The 18,199-nt window shown below is 71.0% G+C and carries 16 protein-coding genes; 13 read left to right on the forward strand and 3 right to left on the reverse strand.

Annotation, left to right across the window (positions count from 1 at the left end; genetic code table 11):
• Together ACIP94_RS04875 and ACIP94_RS04880 are read left to right on the forward strand one after the other, a co-directional pair.
• The coding region (locus ACIP94_RS04875) for an LPXTG cell wall anchor domain-containing protein (RefSeq protein WP_402419558.1) at positions 1 to 505 on the forward strand (505 nt) is incomplete at its 5' end.
• A gap of 340 nt (positions 506 to 845) precedes the next feature.
• Entirely contained in the window at positions 846 to 1,046 is a 201-nt protein-coding gene (locus ACIP94_RS04880) for a helix-turn-helix transcriptional regulator (protein WP_402419561.1), read from the forward strand.
• Positions 1,047 to 1,111: 65 nt separating this feature from the next.
• On the opposite strand, the gene ACIP94_RS04885 is transcribed toward ACIP94_RS04880, so the two are convergent.
• Entirely contained in the window at positions 1,112 to 2,155 is a 1,044-nt protein-coding gene (locus ACIP94_RS04885; RefSeq protein WP_402419564.1) for a zinc-dependent alcohol dehydrogenase family protein, read from the reverse strand.
• 561 nt (positions 2,156 to 2,716) lie between these two features.
• On the opposite strand from ACIP94_RS04885, the gene ACIP94_RS04890 reads away from it, so the two are divergent.
• A complete protein-coding gene (locus tag ACIP94_RS04890; RefSeq protein ID WP_402419566.1) occupies positions 2,717 to 2,956 on the forward strand; it encodes a heavy-metal-associated domain-containing protein in 240 nt (79 codons plus the stop codon).
• Positions 2,957 to 3,041: 85 nt separating this feature from the next.
• The gene (locus ACIP94_RS04895; protein ID WP_402419568.1) at positions 3,042 to 5,318 is read left to right on the forward strand and encodes a heavy metal translocating P-type ATPase; all 2,277 of its coding nucleotides are present in this window, start codon (positions 3,042 to 3,044) and stop codon (positions 5,316 to 5,318) included.
• 588 nt (positions 5,319 to 5,906) lie between these two features.
• Here the strand turns inward: ACIP94_RS04895 and ACIP94_RS04900 are convergent.
• The gene (locus tag ACIP94_RS04900; protein ID WP_402419571.1) at positions 5,907 to 7,196 is read right to left on the reverse strand and encodes a citrate synthase; all 1,290 of its coding nucleotides are present in this window, start codon (positions 7,194 to 7,196) and stop codon (positions 5,907 to 5,909) included.
• A 233-nt stretch (positions 7,197 to 7,429) separates the two neighbouring features.
• Positions 7,430 to 9,706, reverse strand: a complete 2,277-nt coding sequence (locus ACIP94_RS04905; RefSeq protein WP_402419574.1) for an ATP-dependent RecD-like DNA helicase — start codon at positions 9,704 to 9,706, stop codon at positions 7,430 to 7,432.
• A gap of 403 nt (positions 9,707 to 10,109) precedes the next feature.
• On the opposite strand from ACIP94_RS04905, the gene ACIP94_RS04910 reads away from it, so the two are divergent.
• The 9 genes from ACIP94_RS04910 (at position 10,110) to ACIP94_RS04950 (ending at position 18,166) form a co-directional block, all read left to right on the forward strand.
• Positions 10,110 to 11,156: a LacI family DNA-binding transcriptional regulator gene (locus tag ACIP94_RS04910; RefSeq protein WP_402419577.1), complete on the forward strand. Its 1,047-nt coding sequence runs from the start codon at positions 10,110 to 10,112 to the stop codon at positions 11,154 to 11,156.
• On the forward strand, positions 11,153 to 12,682 hold the full coding sequence (locus ACIP94_RS04915; RefSeq protein ID WP_402419580.1) for a sugar ABC transporter ATP-binding protein: 1,530 nt from the start codon (positions 11,153 to 11,155) through the stop codon (positions 12,680 to 12,682). The genes ACIP94_RS04910 and ACIP94_RS04915 overlap by 4 nt, the downstream gene beginning before the upstream one ends.
• Positions 12,672 to 14,621, forward strand: a complete 1,950-nt coding sequence (locus tag ACIP94_RS04920; protein ID WP_402419583.1) for a substrate-binding domain-containing protein — start codon at positions 12,672 to 12,674, stop codon at positions 14,619 to 14,621. The genes ACIP94_RS04915 and ACIP94_RS04920 overlap by 11 nt, the downstream gene beginning before the upstream one ends.
• Positions 14,622 to 14,741: 120 nt before the next feature.
• Positions 14,742 to 15,641, forward strand: coding sequence for a ribokinase (locus ACIP94_RS04925; protein ID WP_402419585.1), 900 nt, complete (start codon positions 14,742 to 14,744; stop codon positions 15,639 to 15,641).
• Entirely contained in the window at positions 15,638 to 16,027 is a 390-nt protein-coding gene (gene rbsD, locus ACIP94_RS04930; RefSeq protein ID WP_402419588.1) for a D-ribose pyranase, read from the forward strand. Before ACIP94_RS04925 ends, rbsD begins: the two co-directional genes overlap by 4 nt.
• A 272-nt stretch (positions 16,028 to 16,299) precedes the next feature.
• Positions 16,300 to 16,671 (forward strand): gas vesicle protein, encoded by a 372-nt coding sequence (locus tag ACIP94_RS04935; protein ID WP_402419590.1) that lies wholly within the window; start codon positions 16,300 to 16,302, stop codon positions 16,669 to 16,671.
• A 46-nt stretch (positions 16,672 to 16,717) separates the two neighbouring features.
• Positions 16,718 to 17,152 carry a gas vesicle structural protein GvpA gene (locus tag ACIP94_RS04940; protein ID WP_402420386.1) on the forward strand — a complete coding sequence of 145 codons (435 nt, stop codon included), beginning with the start codon at positions 16,718 to 16,720 and terminating at the stop codon, positions 17,150 to 17,152.
• Between the two features lie 8 nt (positions 17,153 to 17,160).
• Positions 17,161 to 17,874, forward strand: coding sequence for a GvpL/GvpF family gas vesicle protein (locus tag ACIP94_RS04945; protein ID WP_402419593.1), 714 nt, complete (start codon positions 17,161 to 17,163; stop codon positions 17,872 to 17,874).
• A gap of 28 nt (positions 17,875 to 17,902) precedes the next feature.
• Positions 17,903 to 18,166, forward strand: coding sequence for a gas vesicle protein GvpG (locus tag ACIP94_RS04950; protein ID WP_402419596.1), 264 nt, complete (start codon positions 17,903 to 17,905; stop codon positions 18,164 to 18,166).
• Positions 18,167 to 18,199 lie beyond the last annotated feature (33 nt).

Genomic DNA, 18,199 nt, shown 5'->3' on the forward strand with positions numbered 1-18,199 from the left:
CGTCAACGTGGGCGGCCTGTTGAACGAGGTGACCGGCAACTCCTGCGGCCCCGTGGCCCACCCCGGTCCGGGCCAGACCTCGGACAACGGCGGCCCGGGCAACACGGGCGGCCCCGGTGTGCCGAACCCGCCGCAGACCCCGCCGACGCCGCCGACGCCGCCGACGCCGCCGCAGACCGTTCCGCAGAACCCGCAGACGCCACCGCAGACGGTCCCGCAGAACCCGCAGACGCCACCGCAGACCGTTCCGCAGAACCCGCAGGGGCCCTCGCAGACGACTCCGCAGACGCCTGTGAACGTGCCGCCGCAGACGACGCCGCGCCACGAGCCGAACACGCCGCAGGGCCTCACCCCGGCCGGCACGCCCGTCACCGCCGCGCACCCGGCCCCCGCCCTGGCCAAGACCGGCAGCGAAGGCGTGATCGCGGCCTCGGCCGTCAGTGTCGCGATGCTGGCCGGCGGGCTCGTCCTGTACCGGCGGGGCCGCGTCGCGTCCCGCTACTAGTGCGCCGGATGCCGGGCGCCCGCGTCCGGCACCCGCGCGGTCCTGAGGAAGTTCACGGCCCAGGGGCGGCACCCGCACAGGGGGTGCCGCCCCTGGGCCGTCGTCGTCCCGGAACACGGACCCGCACGCGCTCAGTTCGTCGTTCGTGTCACAAAGGACTCCGGCGTGTCACACATGTCCCGCGCGCACCGCCGTTCTGTCACACCCCGTTCACAGGCCCTGCCCGCCTCGGACCTGCCGTCGTTGACGGAGCACAGGTTCGTGATCGCCAGCGCAGCGCCCGGATCCCCCGTCGGCCTCCCCCGGTCGCCACCGCGGCGCGCGCGGGGAGGTGCTACTGATGACCGACCGCCGTCTCTGGTCGTACAAGGAGATCGCCGCGCACATCCGGGTACAGCCGGACACCGTGAGGTCGTACCGCAAACACGGGCTGCTTCCCCCGCCCGACCATGTGGAGAGCGGAAAGCCCTACTGGTACGCCGACACGGTCCGGGCCTGGGTCGCCGCCCGGCCCGGCAACCGCGGCCGCGCGGAACCCTGACCCCTGTGTGCCGGGAGCGGCCCGTCCCCGGCCGGGGGCGGGCCGCTCCCCTGGGGAGGGCCCGATCAGCCCCATGGTTCGATGACGGTCACTCCGCTGCCCGGTGCCGTCCCCATGGCGGCGAGGGCCGCCGGGGCCGCCTCCAGCCCGATCGCCGAGGTGACCAGGAGGTCGGGGCGCAGGGCGCCCGAACCGACCAGCTCCAGCAGGGGCGGATAGGCGTGGGCCGCCATGCCGTGGCTGCCGAGCAACTCCAGTTCGAGGGCGATGGCCCGGGCCAGGGGGACCGGCGTCGTCCCGTCGGCCGACGGCAGCAGGCCGACCTGGACGTGGCGGCCGCGACGGCGCAGGCCGTTCACCGATGCCACGCAGGTGGCCGGGGAGCCGAGCGCGTCGAGGGAGACATGGGCGCCGCCGCCCGTCAGTTCACGGACCGCTTCCGCCGTGTCCTCGGTGCCGGTCGCGTCCACACACTCCGCCGCCCCGAACCTCCGTGCCAGCTCCAGGGCGCGGGGCGACACATCGACGGCCACGACCCTCGCCCCCGCGGCCGCCGCGATCATCACCGCGGACAGGCCGACGCCCCCGCAACCGTGCACGGCGACCCACTCCCCCGCCGCCGTCCTGCCCTGCCCGACGACCGCGCGGAACGCCGTGGCGAACCGGCACCCCAGCGCCGCGGCCGTCCGGAACGACAGTTCCTCCGGCACCGCCACCAGATTCACGTCCGCATGCTCCAGGGCCACGTACTGGGCGAAGGATCCCCAGTGGGTGAACCCCGGCTGGGTCTGGCGCTCGCACACCTGCTGGTCGCCCGCCGCACAGGACGGACAGCTGCCGCAGGCACAGATGAACGGGACGGTGACCCGGTCGCCGGGGCGCCAGCCGGTCACCCGGGGGCCCGCCGCCTCGACGACGCCGGCGAGTTCGTGCCCGGGCACATGCGGGAGGGCGATGTCCGGGTCGTGCCCCATCCAGCCGTGCCAGTCGCTGCGGCACAGGCCCGTGGCCTCGACCCGTACCACCACGCCGTGCTCCGAAGGCTCCGGATCCGGCACCTCGCGCACCTCGGCCGGCTCCCCGTACCGCTCGAACACCACCGCACGCATACGACCGCACCCTCCGCCCGCGTCCCGCGGTCCCCGGCGGTCCGGGGAGCGCCTCTGCGGCGGAACGCTAGCCGAGGATGCGGAACGCCCCACGGGGATGAGGGACAAGCCCCGGGAAAACGGAACGGAAGCCGGGCAAGCGAACGGAGGGCCCGGAGGACGGAACGCAAGCCGGCTGGGCGAACGGAAGCGCCGGGAAAACGGAACGGAAGCCTAGAGCGGAAAGTGGGCCGGCCTGTCAGAACGAAGCGGGAGCCAAGGAGACGGAAGACGAGCCCCGGAGAGCGGAGCGCAAGACGCGGACACGGCAGAGCGAGCCCGGGAAACGGAACGCGGGCCGGGGAGGCGGGTCGCGGGGCCGTCAGCCCGGCGTTCCGCCGGACGGGCGCACCCGGCGCCGCCACCGTGCCGCCTGCCGTCCCGGCGGCGGATCGCGGTCCGATCATGACCCCCACGGCATCCCGCCGCCCCGCCCGTGCGAGGAACCCCCTTGGGGGCATACCCCCTAGGGGTATAATCTGCGGCACGTAGGCCTCACACGTCTCCCCAAGGAGTAACGACATGACCGCCCAGACCGATACCGCCGGCTCGGTGACAACCGTCTACGAGGTGAGCGGGATGAGCTGCGGACACTGCGAGGGTTCCGTCTCCGGCGAGATCTCCGGCATCGCCGGTGTCAGCTCGGTCACGGCCGTCGCGTCCACCGGCCAGGTCACGGTGGTCTCCGCCGCGCCCCTCGACGACGAGGCCGTGCGCGCCGCGGTCGACGAGGCGGGCTTCGAACTCGTCGGCAAGGCCTGAACCCCCTCCCCGATCTCCGCACCGGGGCGTGCCGACCGGCTGATACCGGCTCCGTACGCCCCGGCTCCCCCTCTGGAGTCCGGACATGACCGCTACCGCAGCACCCGCCCCGATAGACCGGGCCACGCACGCCGAGGTCGAGCTGACCATCGGCGGCATGACCTGCGCCTCATGCGCGGCCAGGGTGGAGAAGAAGCTCAATCGCCTGGACGGCGTCACCGCCACGGTGAACTTCGCCACGGAGAAGGCGAAGATCTCCTACGCCGACGGCATCGAGGTCGCCGATCTGATCGCCACCGTCGTGAAGACCGGCTACACGGCCGAGGCGCCCCCGCCGCCACGGCCCGAGGAACCCGAGGAACCCGAGGAACCCGAGCCGCAAGGATCCGGGGCCCCCGAGGAGGACCCCGACACGGCGGCGCTGCGCGAGCGGCTGACCGTCTCCGCCGTGCTCGCCCTGCCCGTGGTCCTGCTGTCGATGGTTCCGGCCCTGCAGTTCGACAACTGGCAGTGGCTCGCGCTCACCCTCGCCGCGCCTGTCGTGGTCTGGGGCGGACTGCCCTTCCACCGGGCGGCGTTCACCAACGCCCGGCACGGCGCGGCCACCATGGACACGCTCGTCTCGGTCGGCACGCTGGCCGCCTTCGGCTGGTCGCTGTGGGCGCTGTTCTGGGGTGACGCCGGAATGCCGGGCATGCGTCACGGCTTCGATCTCACCGTCTCCCGCGGCGACGGGGCGGGGACCATTTATCTGGAAGTGGCCGCGGGAGTCGTCGCGTTCCTGCTGCTCGGCCGCTATCTGGAGGCCCGTTCCAAGCGGCGCGCGGGTGCGGCCCTGAAGACACTGCTGGAACTGGGCGCGAAGGACGTCGCGGTGCTGCGGGACGGGCGGGAGGCACGCGTCCCGGTCGCGCGGCTGGCCGTCGGCGACCGGTTCGTCGTACGGCCCGGGGAGAAGATCGCCACGGACGGGAGCGTCGTGGAGGGCTCCTCCGCGATCGACGCGTCGATGCTGACCGGAGAGTCGGTGCCGGTCGACGTGAGCGTGGGGGACGCCGTGACCGGCGCGAGCGTCAACGCGGGGGGCCGGCTGGTGGTGGAGGCGACCCGGGTGGGCGCCGACACCCAGCTCGCACGGATGGCGCGCCTCGTCGAGGAGGCGCAGAACGGCAAGGCCGAGGTGCAGCGCCTCGCCGACCGCGTCTCCGGGATCTTCGTGCCCCTCGTGCTGCTGATCGCGCTCGGCACCTTCGGGGTGTGGCTCTTCGTCACCGGCGACACGGTCGCCGCCTTCACCGCGGCCGTCGCGGTGCTGATCATCGCCTGCCCCTGCGCCCTGGGCCTCGCCACCCCGACGGCACTGATGGTGGGCACGGGCCGCGGCGCCCAGCTCGGCATCCTCATCAAGGGCCCCGAGGTGCTGGAGTCCACGCGCCGCGTCGACACCGTGGTCCTGGACAAGACCGGAACGGTCACCACCGGCCGGATGACCCTCCAGGAGGTCTACGTCGCCGAGCACACCGACGAGAAGGAGGTTCTGCGGCTCGCAGGAGCCCTGGAACACGCCTCCGAGCACCCGATCGCCCAGGCCATCGCGGCGGGCGCCCAGGAGCGCGTCGGCGCCCTCCCGGTGCCCGAGCACTTCGAGAACGTGCCCGGGCTCGGGGTGCGAGGACGGATCGAGGGGCACGAGGTCACGGTGGGCCGGTTCCGGGACGCGCTCCCGGACGCGATGGCCCGCGCGAAGGGCGAGGCCGAGACGGAAGGACGTACCGCCGTCGTGGTCGCCCGGGACGGCGTGGCGCTGGGTGTCCTCACTGTCGCCGACACCGTCAAGGAGACCAGCGCCGTGGCGGTGCGGGAGCTGCGCGCCCTGGGGCTGAGGCCCGTCCTGCTGACCGGGGACAACCGGGCGGTGGCCGAGGCCGTGGCGCGCGCTGTCGGCATCGACGCCGGCGACGTGATCGCCGAAGTGCTGCCGCAGGACAAGGTCGATGTCGTCAGGCGGCTCCAGGACGAGGGGCGGACCGTCGCCATGGTCGGCGACGGCGTCAACGACGCGGCCGCGCTCGCCACCGCCGATCTGGGGCTCGCCATGGGCACGGGGACGGACGCGGCGATCGAGGCGAGCGACCTGACGCTGGTGCGCGGGGATCTGCGGGTGGCCGCGGACGCGATCCGGCTGTCCCGGCGGACGCTCGGCACGATCAAGGGGAACCTGGTGTGGGCCTTCGGCTACAACGTGGCGGCGCTGCCGCTGGCCGCCGCGGGGCTGCTCAACCCCATGATCGCGGGCGCGGCGATGGCCTTCTCGTCGGTCTTCGTGGTCACGAACAGCCTGCGGCTCCGCGCATTTTCATGACGCAGGGGTGGGAGTCCCTCTAGAGTCCGACGCATGCCTCACATAAGCTCTTCACAAGGCTCGCGCATCATCCTTACGCTGGTGCCGCGATCGCTGTATCGGGCCTCTTGCGTATTTTCAGGACATATGCAAGAGACACAGATCACAGTGATGTGAACGTAACCATCGGAAGGGTTCGTGGGTCTAAGTTGGCGATGTCGGAAGCGTCTTGGGGGGCGCGACTGACATCCGGGGAAGTCTTGGGGGACGTTCCCGGGAAACTGCGTTGCCGGGGCACGTACACCGGGGAGCTTTGAGCGGCCCTCCCGTCGGTACGGGTCCCGGCAGACCGCATCGCAGTGGTATGCCGAACTCTGCTCGTTTTGCTCGCAGCGATTCAGGCGCTGTCCCGCAGGCGCCCGGCCGGATCCCGTGGGGGGAATCCGCACCGGGACATGGGAAGGCGCCCCGTGCGTCGGCCCGTGGGGGGACCGTCGTCGGGGCGCCTTCTGCTTTGTGGGGTGCGCTTTCAACTGTGGTTCGTTCCCCTCCGGGGCGCCTGGGCGCCCCTTCGGCTCACTCACCGGGCCAAGCCGCTGTGAGCGGTGCTCAGCGCTCCTCGACCGGAGTGAAGTCGCGCTCCACCACACCCGTGTAGATCTGGCGCGGGCGGCCGATGCGGGAGCCCGGCTCCTTGATCATTTCGGTCCACTGGGCGATCCAGCCCGGCAGCCGGCCGAGGGCGAACAGGACCGTGAACATCTCGGTCGGGAAGCCCATCGCGCGGTAGATCAGGCCGGTGTAGAAGTCGACGTTCGGGTAGAGCTTGCGCTCGACGAAGTAGTCGTCGGACAGCGCGTGCTCCTCCAGCTTGAGGGCGATGTCGAGGAGCTCGTCGTCCTTGCCGAGGGCGGAGAGCACATCGTGCGCGGCGGCCTTGATGATCCGGGCGCGCGGGTCGAAGTTCTTGTAGACCCGGTGGCCGAAGCCCATCAGGCGGACGCCGTCCTCCTTGTTCTTCACCTTGCGGATGAAGGTGTCGACATCGTTGCCGGAGTCGCGGATGCCCTCGAGCATCTCCAGGACGGACTGGTTGGCGCCGCCGTGCAGCGGGCCCCACAGCGCGTTGATGCCGGCCGAGATCGAGGCGAACATATTGGCCTGCGACGAGCCCACCAGGCGCACGGTCGAGGTCGAGCAGTTCTGCTCGTGGTCCGCGTGCAGAATCAGCAGCTTGTCCAGGGCGGAGACGACGACCGGGTCCAGGTCGTACTCCTGCGCCGGCACGGAGAACGTCATACGGAGGAAGTTCTCGACGTAGCCGAGGTCGTTGCGCGGGTAGACGAAGGGGTGGCCGATCGACTTCTTGTAGGCGTAGGCGGCGATCGTCGGCAGCTTGGCGAGCAGACGGATGGTGGAGAGGTTGCGCTGCTTCTCGTCGAAGGGGTTGTGGCTGTCCTGGTAGAAGGTGGACAGCGCGGAGACCACCGAGGACAGCATCGCCATCGGGTGCGCGTCGCGCGGGAAGCCCGTGTAGAAGTTCTTGACATCCTCGTGCAGCAGGGTGTGCTGCGTGATGTCGTTCTTGAAGGTGGAGAGCTCGTCGACGGTCGGCAGCTCGCCGTTGATCAGCAGGTAGGCGACCTCCAGGAAGGTGGAGCGCTCTGCCAGCTGCTCGATCGGGTAGCCGCGGTACCGCAGGATGCCCTGCTCGCCGTCCAGGTAGGTGATGGCGGATTTATAGGCGGCGGTGTTGCCGTAACCGCTGTCCAGAGTGACCAGACCGGTCTGGGCGCGGAGCTTCCCGATGTCGAAGCCCTTGTCGCCGACGGTGCTGTCGACCACCGGGTAGGTGTACTCGCCGCCGTCGTACCGCAGTACTACAGAGTTGTCGCTCACGTCTTCCCTCACCGACGTAGTGCCTCATCTTCGAGGTGCCCTGACTGTCTCTACCATCCCCCATTTGGCGCAGGAGAGTGCACTCGGGGTCGACCATTGGGCTCATCGGCGGCACTGAGTGCCGTCAACCTGCTCATCCTGCCCGCCTTCGCCCGGTTCCGGAAGTGCTCTGTGACCTTCGCGACTCATTTGATCGATCATTTTTGGCGAGGGCGGGCCAGGGGGTTGGGAGATCAGCCGTCGAGAGGCCCCGGGGACAGCCGGAAGTCCAGCGCCGTGCACCGCCGGCCCGCCGACACCGTGCGCACCGCCTGCCCGATCGCCTTGCGTGAACCGACGAGGACGACCAGCTTCTTGGCGCGGGTGACCGCCGTGTAGAGCAGGTTCCGCTGGAGCATCATCCAGGCTCCGGTGGTGACCGGAACCACCACCGCCGGATACTCGCTGCCCTGTGAGCGGTGGATGGTCACCGCGTACGCGTGTGCCAGCTCGTCCAGTTCGTCGAATTCGTACGGGACCTCCTCGTCCTCGTCCGTCAGCACCGTGAGGCGTTGGTCGACGGGATCGAGCGAGGTGACCACGCCCACCGTGCCGTTGAAGACCCCGTTCTTGCCTTTTTCGTAATTGTTGCGGATTTGGGTGACCTTGTCCCCGACGCGGAAGACACGGCCGCCGAACCGCTTCTCGGGCAGATCGGGGCGGCCCGGGGTGATGACCTGCTGGAGCAGGCCGTTGAGGGTGCCCGCGCCCGCGGGGCCCCGGTGCATCGGGGCGAGCACCTGCACATCCCGCCGCGGATCGAGGCCGAACCGGGCCGGGATCCGCCGTGCCGCCACGTCCACGGTGAGTCGGCCGGCCTCCTCGGTGTCGTCCTCGACGAACAGGAAGAAGTCCTTCAGGCCGTCGGTGAGCGGGTGCTGCCCGGCGTTGATGCGGTGCGCGTTGGTGACGACACCGGACTCCTGGGCCTGGCGGAAGACCCGGGTGAGCCGGACGGCGGGCAGGGGGCCCCCGTCTGCGAGGAGGTCCCTGAGGACCTCACCGGCGCCGACGCTCGGCAACTGGTCGACATCGCCGACGAAGAGCAGATGGGCGCCCGGCGGCACGGCCTTGACCAGCTTGTTGGCGAGCAGCAGGTCGAGCATGGACGCCTCGTCGACGACGACCAGATCGGCGTCGAGCGGGCGGTCCCTGTCGTACGCCGCGTCCCCGCCCGGCTTGAGCTCCAGCAGCCGGTGGACCGTGGAGGCCTCGGCACCGGTCAGCTCGGACAGGCGCTTGGCCGCCCGTCCGGTGGGCGCAGCGAGCAGGACCTTGGCCCGCTTGGCCCGGGCGAGTTCCACGATGGACCGCACGGTGAAGGACTTGCCGCAGCCGGGGCCGCCGGTGAGGACGGCGACCTTCCGGGTCAGCGCCAGCCGTACGGCCTCCTCCTGCTCGGGGGCCAGATCGGCTCCCGTGCGCTGCCTGAGCCAGCCGAGCGCCTTGTCCCACGCCACGTCCCGGAAGTCGGGCATCCGGTCCTCGTCGGTCCGCAGGAGGCGCAGCAACTGGGCGGAGAGGGAGAGTTCGGCCCGGTGGAAGGGGACCAGATAGACCGCGGTGACGGGCCCCTGCCCGTCGGGGCCGGGCACCTTCTCCCGTACGACCCCGGGGTCGGAACCGTCCTCCGCGGGCGCCGCCAGCTCGGCCAGGCACTCGATGACGAGCCCCGTGTCGACCTGGAGCAGCTTGACCGCGTCCGCGATGAGCCGCTCCTCGGGCAGATAGCAGTGGCCCTGGTCGGCGGACTGCGACAGGGCGTACTGGAGGCCGGCCTTGACGCGCTCGGGGCTGTCGTGCGGAATGCCGACGGACTGGGCGATGCGATCGGCGGTGAGGAAGCCGATGCCCCAGACGTCGGCGGCCAGACGATAGGGCTGGTTCCTGACGACGGAGATCGAGGCGTCGCCGTACTTCTTGTAGATCCGCACGGCGATGGACGTGGACACCTGGACGGTCTGGAGGAAGAGCATGACCTCCTTGATCGCCTTCTGCTCCTCCCAGGCGTCGGCGATCCTCCTCGTCCGCTTCGGCCCGAGACCGGGAACCTCGATGAGCCGCTTGGGCTCCTCCTCGATGATCCGCAGGGTGTCGAGGCCGAAGTGCTGGGTGATGCGGTCGGCGAAGACGGGGCCGATGCCCTTGACCAGGCCGGAGCCGAGATAGCGGCGGATGCCCTGGACGGTGGCCGGCAGGACGGTCGTGTAGTTCTCCACCGTGAACTGCCGTCCGTACTGGGGATGTGATCCCCAGCGGCCCTCCATCCTGAGGGACTCCCCGACCTGGGCGCCGAGGAGCGCCCCGACGACGGTGAGCAGATCACCGGCGCCGCGGCCGGTGTCGACGCGGGCGACCGTGTATCCGTTCTCCTCGTTGGCGTAGGTGATCCGCTCGAGCACGCCCTCCAGCGTGGCCAGGCGCCGCTCCCCGCCGCCCGCCTGCCCCGCCCGACTCGCCTCCGTGGTCATGATCCGACGCTACCGCCAGGGTGTGACAGCCGGGGAGGGCCGGCGGACTCCCTGCCACCGAAAAGGGGCCACCTGGTCTCGGCGCCCGCACACGAGGTCGGCTGACGGAACGTCAACCGCCTTGCGACCGGGGTGCGGAGGCCCTGAGAGCCGCGCGGGGACAGCCGCGCCCACACCCCGGTTCACCCGCCGGCCGCCCCTCACCGGGCGGCCGGCTCAGGTCACACCCTGGATCACTCTTCAGGTCACAATCCGGTCTCGCGGCAACCGCGCCCCTTGATTAACCCCCATGTAATCGATTCCAATCCTCCATGCCGGTCGCTGTAAACGATTCCATCGCTTCGCAAAACGGCCGCAACAGGCTCAAACGCCTTACCGGACTCACAAGGAGGTGGTCCCGGCAATGTCGAGCATCAAGGACGTGGCCGCGGCGGCGGGTGTATCCGTCGCCACGGTGTCCCGCGTCCTGAACGACCACCCGTCGGTCAGCGCCGACGCCCGCACCCGTGTGCTCGCCGCCGTCGAGGCGCTGGGTTACCGGCCCAACGCCGTCGCCCGGTCCCTGCGCACCGACCAGACCCGCACCCTCGGCCTGGTCATCAGCGACGTGCTGAACCCCTACTTCACGCATCTGGCGCGGTCCGTCGAGGAGGAGGCCCGCGCCCTGGGCTACAGCGTGATCATCGGCAACGCCGACGAGCGGCCCGAGCTCCAGGACCACCATGTGCGAACCCTGCTGGACCGGCGGATCGACGGGCTGCTCGTCTCCCCGACCTGCGGCGGCTCCCCGCTCATGCTGGACGCCGCGAAGGCCGGCACCCCGATGGTCTTCGTGGACCGGTGGATAGCGGGCGTCGACGTCCCCGTCGTACGCGCCGACGGACGCGCCGCCGTGCACGACCTGGTGGCCCATCTGCACGCGCTCGGACACCGGCGACTCGCGATCATCGCGGGGCCCGCGGCCACCACGACCGGCAGTGAGCGCGTCGAAGCCTTCCGCGAGGCCCTGAGCGCCTACGGGCTCCCCCTCCCGGACGCCTACACAGGCCAGGGCGACTTCCAGGCCGAGAGCGGGCGCCGGGCCACCGAACGGTTCCTCGACCTGGCCGAGCCGCCTGAGGTCGTGTTCGCCGCCGACAACCTGATGGCGCTCGGCGCACTGGACGCCGTACGGGCGCGCGGGCTGCGGGTTCCCGACGACATCGCGCTCGCCGCGTTCGACGACATCCCGTGGTTCCTGCACACCGATCCGCCCATCACGGCGATCGCCCAGCCCACGGGGGAGCTGGGACGCGCCGCCGTGCGGGCGCTGGTCGACCGCATCGAGGGGCGGCCCCCCGAGTCCGTCACCCTCCCCGCCCGTCTCGTCGTGCGCCGCTCGTGCGGGGAGCCGGCCCCTGCGCAGGCCCCCGCCGCACAGCCCTCTCCCACGCGAAGGAGCACGTCGTGAGCCACCCGGACGAGTTGCTGCGCATCGAAGGCATACGCAAGACCTTCCCCGGCGTGGTCGCCCTCGACGGCGTCGACTTCGATCTGCGCCGCGGCGAGGTGCATGTGCTGCTCGGTGAGAACGGCGCGGGCAAGAGCACTCTCATCAAGATGCTCTCCGGCGCCTACCGCCCCGACGGCGGGCGGATCCTGGTCGGCGGCGAGGAGGTGCGCATCCATGGAGCGCAGGACTCCGAGCGTCTCGGGATCGCCACCATCTACCAGGAGTTCAACCTCGTTCCCGATCTGACCGTCGCCGAGAACATCTTCCTCGGGCGGCAGCCGCGCCGTTTCGGCATGATCGACCGCAAGCGGATGGAGGCGGACGCGGCCGAACTCCTCGAACGGGTCGGCGTACACGTGTCGCCCGGGGCGCGCGTACGGGAACTCGGCATCGCCCGGCTCCAGATGGTCGAGATCGCCAAGGCCCTCAGCCTGAACGCGCGCGTGCTCATCATGGACGAGCCGACGGCCGTGCTCACCTCCGAAGAGGTCGAGAAGCTGTTCGCCATCGTGCGCACGCTGCGCGAGGACGGCGTCGGCGTCGTCTTCATCACCCACCATCTCGAGGAGATCGCCGCGCTCGGGGACCGGGTCACCGTGATCCGCGACGGCAGGAGCGTCGGGCAGGTGCCCGCATCCACGCCCGAGGACGAACTCGTGCGCCTCATGGTGGGGCGGTCGATCGAGCAGCAGTACCCACGCGAACGGCCCGGCGCAGGGGCGGCGTTGCTCACCGTCGAGGGGCTCACCCGGGACGGGGTCTTCCACGATGTGTCCTTCGAGGTGCGGGCCGGTGAGGTCGTCGGCATCGCGGGGCTCGTGGGAGCGGGTCGTACGGAGGTCGTCCGGGCCGTGTTCGGCGCCGACACGTATGACAGGGGAGCCGTGCACGTCGCCGGCGCGCAGGTGCGCCGCCACGACGTGAACGCCGCGATGGCGGCCGGGATCGGGCTCGTGCCGGAGGACCGCAAGGGCCAGGGACTCGTCCTGGACGCGTCCGTCGAGGAGAACCTCGGGCTGGTGACCATGCGGGCGGCGACCCACGGCGGAATCGTCGACCGCAAGGGGCAGCACGCCGCCGCGGCCAAGGTCGCCGACCAGCTCCGGGTGCGGATGGCCGGACTCGGCCAGCAGGTGCGCACGCTCTCCGGCGGCAACCAGCAGAAGGTCGTCATCGGCAAGTGGCTGCTGGCGGACACCAGGGTGCTCATCCTCGACGAGCCGACGCGCGGCATCGACGTCGGCGCCAAGGTCGAGATCTACCAGCTGATCAACGAACTCACGGCCGCGGGCGCCGCGGTCCTGATGATCTCCAGCGATCTGCCCGAGGTGCTCGGCATGAGCGACCGGGTCCTGGTGATGGCTCAGGGCCGGGTCGCGGGCGAACTCTCCGCCGAGGAGGCGACGCAGGACTCCGTCATGGCGCTCGCCGTCTCCACCCCCACCACGTCTGTGAACGAAAGGGAGGCCTCCCGTGGCCACTGACACGCTCAAGAGCCGGGCGGGCGCCGGTGGCACCGGCGGAGTCCGCCGCCTCCTGCTCGACAACGGCGCGCTCACCGCGCTCATCGGCCTCCTCATCGCGATGTCGGCGCTGTCCGGCGACTTCCTGACGACCGACAACCTCCTCAACATCGGTGTCCAGGCGGCCGTCACCGCGATCCTCGCCTTCGGCGTCACCTTCGTGATCGTCTCGGCGGGCATCGACCTGTCGGTCGGTTCGGTCGCCGCGCTGTCGGCCACCGTCCTCGCCTGGAGCGCCACCTCGGCGGGCGTCCCCGTCGTGATAGCGGTCGTCCTCGCGATCGCGACCGGCCTCGCAGCCGGTCTCGTCAACGGCATCCTGATCTCGTACGGGAAGCTTCCGCCGTTCATCGCGACGCTCGCCATGCTGTCGGTGGGCCGCGGTCTGTCGCTGGTCATCTCACAGGGCTCCCCGATCGCCTTCCCGAACTCGGTCTCGCATCTCGGCGACACGCTGGGCGGCTGGCTGCCCGTGCCGGTGCTTGTGATGGTCGTCATGGGTCTGATCACCGCGTTCGTGCTCGGCCGTACGTACATCGGCCGCTCCATGTACGCGATCGGCGGCAACGAGGAGGCGGCCCGTCTGTCGGGTCTGCGGGTGAAGAAGCAGAAGATCGCGATCTACGCGCTGTCGGGCCTGTTCGCCGCCGCCGCGGGCATCGTGCTCGCCGCGCGTCTGTCCTCCGCGCAGCCGCAGGCCGCCAACGGCTACGAGCTGGACGCGATCGCCGCCGTCGTCATCGGCGGCGCCTCCCTCACCGGCGGCACCGGCAAGGCGTCCGGCACGCTGATCGGCGCGCTGATCCTGGCGGTGCTGCGCAACGGCCTCAACCTTCTGTCGGTGTCCGCCTTCTGGCAGCAGGTCGTCATCGGTGTGGTGATCGCCCTGGCGGTGCTCCTCGACACCGTGCGGCGCAAGGCCGGGGCGACCCCGGTGGCCGCCGGCACCCCGGGCGGTGCCGGCAAGGGCCGGCAGACGCTGACCTACGCGCTCGCGGCCGTGGTCGCGGTGGCCGTGGTGGCCGCCCTGTCGTTCGTGCACGGCGGCTCGTCCTCCACGACGCCGAAGGTCGGCCTGTCGCTGTCCACCCTCAACAACCCCTTCTTCGTGCAGATCAAGAAGGGCGCGCAGGCGGAGGCGAGGAAGCAGGGCATCGACCTGACCGTCACGGACGCGCAGAACGACGCCTCGCAGCAGGCCAACCAGTTGCAGAACTTCACCAGTTCGGGCCTCGGCGCGATCGTCGTCAACCCGGTCGACTCGGACGCCGCGGGCCCGGCGGTGCGTGCCGCGAACAAGGCGGGCGTCCCCGTGGTGGGGGTCGACCGCGGCGTCAACAAGGCGAAGACGGCCGCGCTGGTCGCCTCCGACAACATCGAGGGCGGCAAGCTGGGCGCCCAGGCGCTGGCCGAGAAGCTGGGAGGCAAGGGCAAGATCGTGATCCTCCAGGGTCTGGCCGGTACGTCCGCGAGCCGTGAGCGCGGCGCGGGCTTCGAGGAGGGGCTGAAGGCCTACCCCGGGATCCAGGTCGTCGCCAAGCAGCCCGCCGACTTCGACCGCACCAAGGGTCTCGACGTCATGACGAACCTGCTCCAGGCTCATCCCGACATCCAGGGCGTCTTCGCCGAGAACGACGAGATGGCTCTCGGCGCGATCAAGGCGCTCGGCCCCAAGGCCGGCACGTCCGTCCAGGTCGTCGGCTTCGACGGCGAACCCGATGGCCTGGCCGCGGTCAAGGCGGGCTCGCTCTACGCGTCGGTGGCCCAGCAGCCCTCACAGCTCGGCCGGATCGCGATCGACAACGCGCTGCGGGCCGCGCAGGGCAAGAAGGTCGAGGAAACGGTCAAGGTTCCGGTGAAGGTGGTCACGAAGGACGACGCGGCGGGGTTCACCGGCTGACCCCCGCCTCAGCCGGTCCCCACGGCGGCGGGCCGGCGCACCTCGCGCGGCCCGCGGCCGTGGCACCGGCTTCACCGCTGTAGTGGATCCACGGGGATCCGATCCGTTGGGAGACAGTTCATGTACGACTACGACCTCCTGGTCGTCGGTTCGGCCAACGCCGACCTGGTGATCGGGGTGGAGCGGCGGCCCGCGGCCGGGGAGACCGTGCTCGGTTCGGATCTGCTCGTCCACCCGGGCGGCAAGGGCGCGAACCAGGCGGTCGCCGCCGCCCGTCTCGGCGCCCGTACGGCACTGCTGGCCCGGGTCGGCGACGACGCGCACGGCCGGCTGCTGCTTCAGTCGCAGCGCGCGGCCGGCGTTCACACCGAGGGGGTTGTGGTCGGCGGGGCGCCCACCGGCGTCGCGCTCATCACGGTGGACCCGTCCGGGGAGAACAGCATCGTGGTCTCCCCGGGAGCCAACGGCAGGCTCTCACCCGAGGACGTGCAGGCCGCCGGGAAGCTGCTGTCCGCCTCCCGCGTGGTCTCCGCGCAGCTGGAGATCCCGCTGGAGACGGTCGTGGAGGTCGTACGGAAGCTGCCGTCCGGCACCCGGTTCGTGCTGAACCCGTCGCCGCCCCGGCCACTGCCCGCCGAGGTGCTGGCGGCCTGCGACCCGCTGATCGTGAACGAGCACGAGGCACGGGTCATCACGGGCGCGGACCTGGACGGCTCGCCGGAGGACTGGGCCGCCGCGCTGCTGGCACTGGGTCCGCGGTCGGTCGTGGTGACCCTCGGTTCGCGGGGCGCGCTGGTGGCGACCGCCGCGTCCATGACCCGGGTCCCCTCGGTCAAGGTGGAGGCGGTGGACACCACCGGCGCGGGCGACGCGTTCACGGCGGCGCTGGCCTGGCGGCTGGGCACCGGCGCGTCGCTGCCGGACGCGGCGGCGTACGCGGCACGGGTGGGTGCGGCGGCGGTCACCCGCCCCGGCGCCCAGGAGTCGTACCCCACCGCCGAGGAGGTCGACGCGCTGTGAAGAAGGCCGGAATTCTGAACCGTCACCTCTCCGGGGAGCTGGCCCGGTTGGGCCATGGGGACGGCGTCCTGGTGTGCGATGCGGGCATGCCGATACCGGACGGCCCGCGGGTGGTCGACCTGGCGTTCCGCGCCGGGATCCCGTCCTTCGCTCAGGTCCTGGACGGCCTGCTGGACGAGCTGGAGGTGGAGGGCGCGACGGCCGCGCGGGAGGTCAGGGACGCCAACCCGGAGGCCTCGGCGCTGCTGGACACGCGCTTTCCCGCGCTGGCACTGGTGCCGCACGGGGAGCTCAAGCGGATGACCGCGGGGGCCCGTCTGGTCGTCCGCACGGGCGAGGCCCGGCCGTACGCGAACGTGCTGCTGCGCTGCGGGGTCTTCTTCTGACCCCTGCCGCCCCACCCCCGCCGCACAGACTTCGAGGGGCCCGGTCCAACAGGCCGGGCCCCTCGGCTTCCCCCCTCCGCATCAGAACCCCCGCGATCCCCCCAGATCCCCCTCCAGAAGTTCTGACGCCCAGTACGACACGCTGAGTGCCGAGAGGGTTGCACGTCGGGAGAGGAAATTTTTTTCATGTCGAAGAGCTCCGGAAAAGAAGGACATATGACTGGCATACGGTGCAAATAGGGTTAATCATGGACTGAAGAGTGAGAAGGTGAATGATCACGAACGACCGCGAGCCCAGGAAGGCACGCCCCGCGTCGCGGGAGTCGTCCGGTCCGGAGCGGGAGACGTCCGCCAAGGAACCGGAGGCCCCGGCCCCCGGGCGCGTGCCCGCTCCCCAGGCCATGCGGAACGCCGCGCAGCAGCTCTCCGAGTTGCTGGGGCGCGCCCCTCAGTCCGTCTCCTCGCTGAGGCCGACACCGGACGGCTGGGAGGCCCTGGTGGAGGTCGTCGAACTGGAGCGCATACCGGACACGAGCAGCGTGATGGCCAGCTACAAGGTCGTTCTTGATCCCGCGGGTCAGCTGATGGCGTACGAGCGCGCACGCCGCTACACCCGTGCACAGGTCGACAGAGAGGGCCGCTAGCCGGCTCCCTCTTCGCGAGAGGCCTACGAGGGGAAAGATCGTGACTGTGGTACCGCAAGGTGGCGGTGGCGCCGTCGCCGGGGGCGGCGGGGGCTCGGGCACCCTGTACGACGTGCTGGAACTCGTCCTCGACCGGGGTCTGGTCATCGATGTGTTCGCACGGGTGTCCCTCGTGGGCATCGAGATCCTGAAGGTCGACGCCCGCGTGGTCGTGGCCAGCGTCGACACCTATCTGCGCTTCGCGGAAGCCTGCAACCGGCTGGATCTCGAGTCGGGCCGCAAGGCACCCGCGCAACTGACCGACATCGTCGAGGGAGTCACCGAGGGCGGCGCACGCGGCAAGAGCAAAGGGGCGCTGACCGGCGCGGTCGAGGCGTTCACGGACTCGTTGCAGGGCCGCGGTGACGACAAGCGGGAGAAGGAGCACGAGCGGGTCGAACGCGGCTCGGGCCGCCGTTCTTCCAGAGACCGGGAGGAGTGAACGCACCGATGGCGCTGTACGTGTACGCGATCACCGACGACACGCATCCCCTGGACCTGGACGGCATCAAGGGCGTGGGCGCGTCCCCCGCCGAGTTGCGCGCGGTACGCAGCGACACTCTGTGCGCGGTCGTCAGCGAGGCCCCGGAGGACCTCTCGGTCGCGCGACGGGACCTGGAGGCTCACCACGAGGCCCAGGAACGGCTGTGGGCGGACGGGACCATCCTTCCGCTGAGCTTCGGATTCGTCGCCCCGGACGAGGAATCGGTGCGCGCCGTGCTGGAGGAGCGGGCCGGGGAGTACGCCCAGCGCCTCGAAGAGCTGACCGGGCGGGCCGAGTTCAATGTGAAGGGGCTCCAGGACGAGGATGCGGCGCTGCGCACCGTGCTGGAGGAGTCCGAGCAGGCCCGCGCGCTGAACGAGGCCACCCAGGGCGGCGGCGGGACGTACCAGGACCGGCTGGCGCTCGGCCAGCTCGTGGCCGAGGAGGTGCAGAGCCGTCAGGGCGCGCTCGCCGGCGAGGTGCTCGCCGCGCTGCGGCCGCTCGCGCTGGAGGAGAAAGTCGCCCCGCCCTCCCAGCAGTACTTCGTGAACGCGTCCTTCCTGGTGGAGGACGAGCGCGGCGAGGAGTTCACCCGGATCGGCAGCGAACTGGCCGAACGCCTGGGCGAGGGCATCGAGGTGCGGGTACGGGGGCCGCTGCCGCCGTACAGCTTCACCTGACCGTTTCTCCAGGCCACGAGGAGGCGGAGTGGGACTGGTCACCGGAATCCTGTCGCTGCCGTTCGCACCCGTGCGGGGCATCGGCTGGGTGCTCGACAAGGTCGTGCGCACCGCCGAGGACGAGTTCTACGACCCCGCTCCCGTGCAGGAGGGACTCGTGCAGCTGGAGCGGGCGAGGAACGAAGGCCGCATCGACGACGAGGAGTTCGCGCGGCGTGAGGAGGAACTGCTGCACCGCTTGGAGGAGATCAGGGCCTACCAGCTGCAGCGCGGCGGACAGGGCGGGCTGTGAGCGTCGACCGTGACGCTCGGCGTGTGCCGCCCG

Source organism: Streptomyces sp. NPDC093261 (genome assembly GCF_044753645.1).
Taxonomy (GTDB): domain Bacteria; phylum Actinomycetota; class Actinomycetes; order Streptomycetales; family Streptomycetaceae; genus Streptomyces.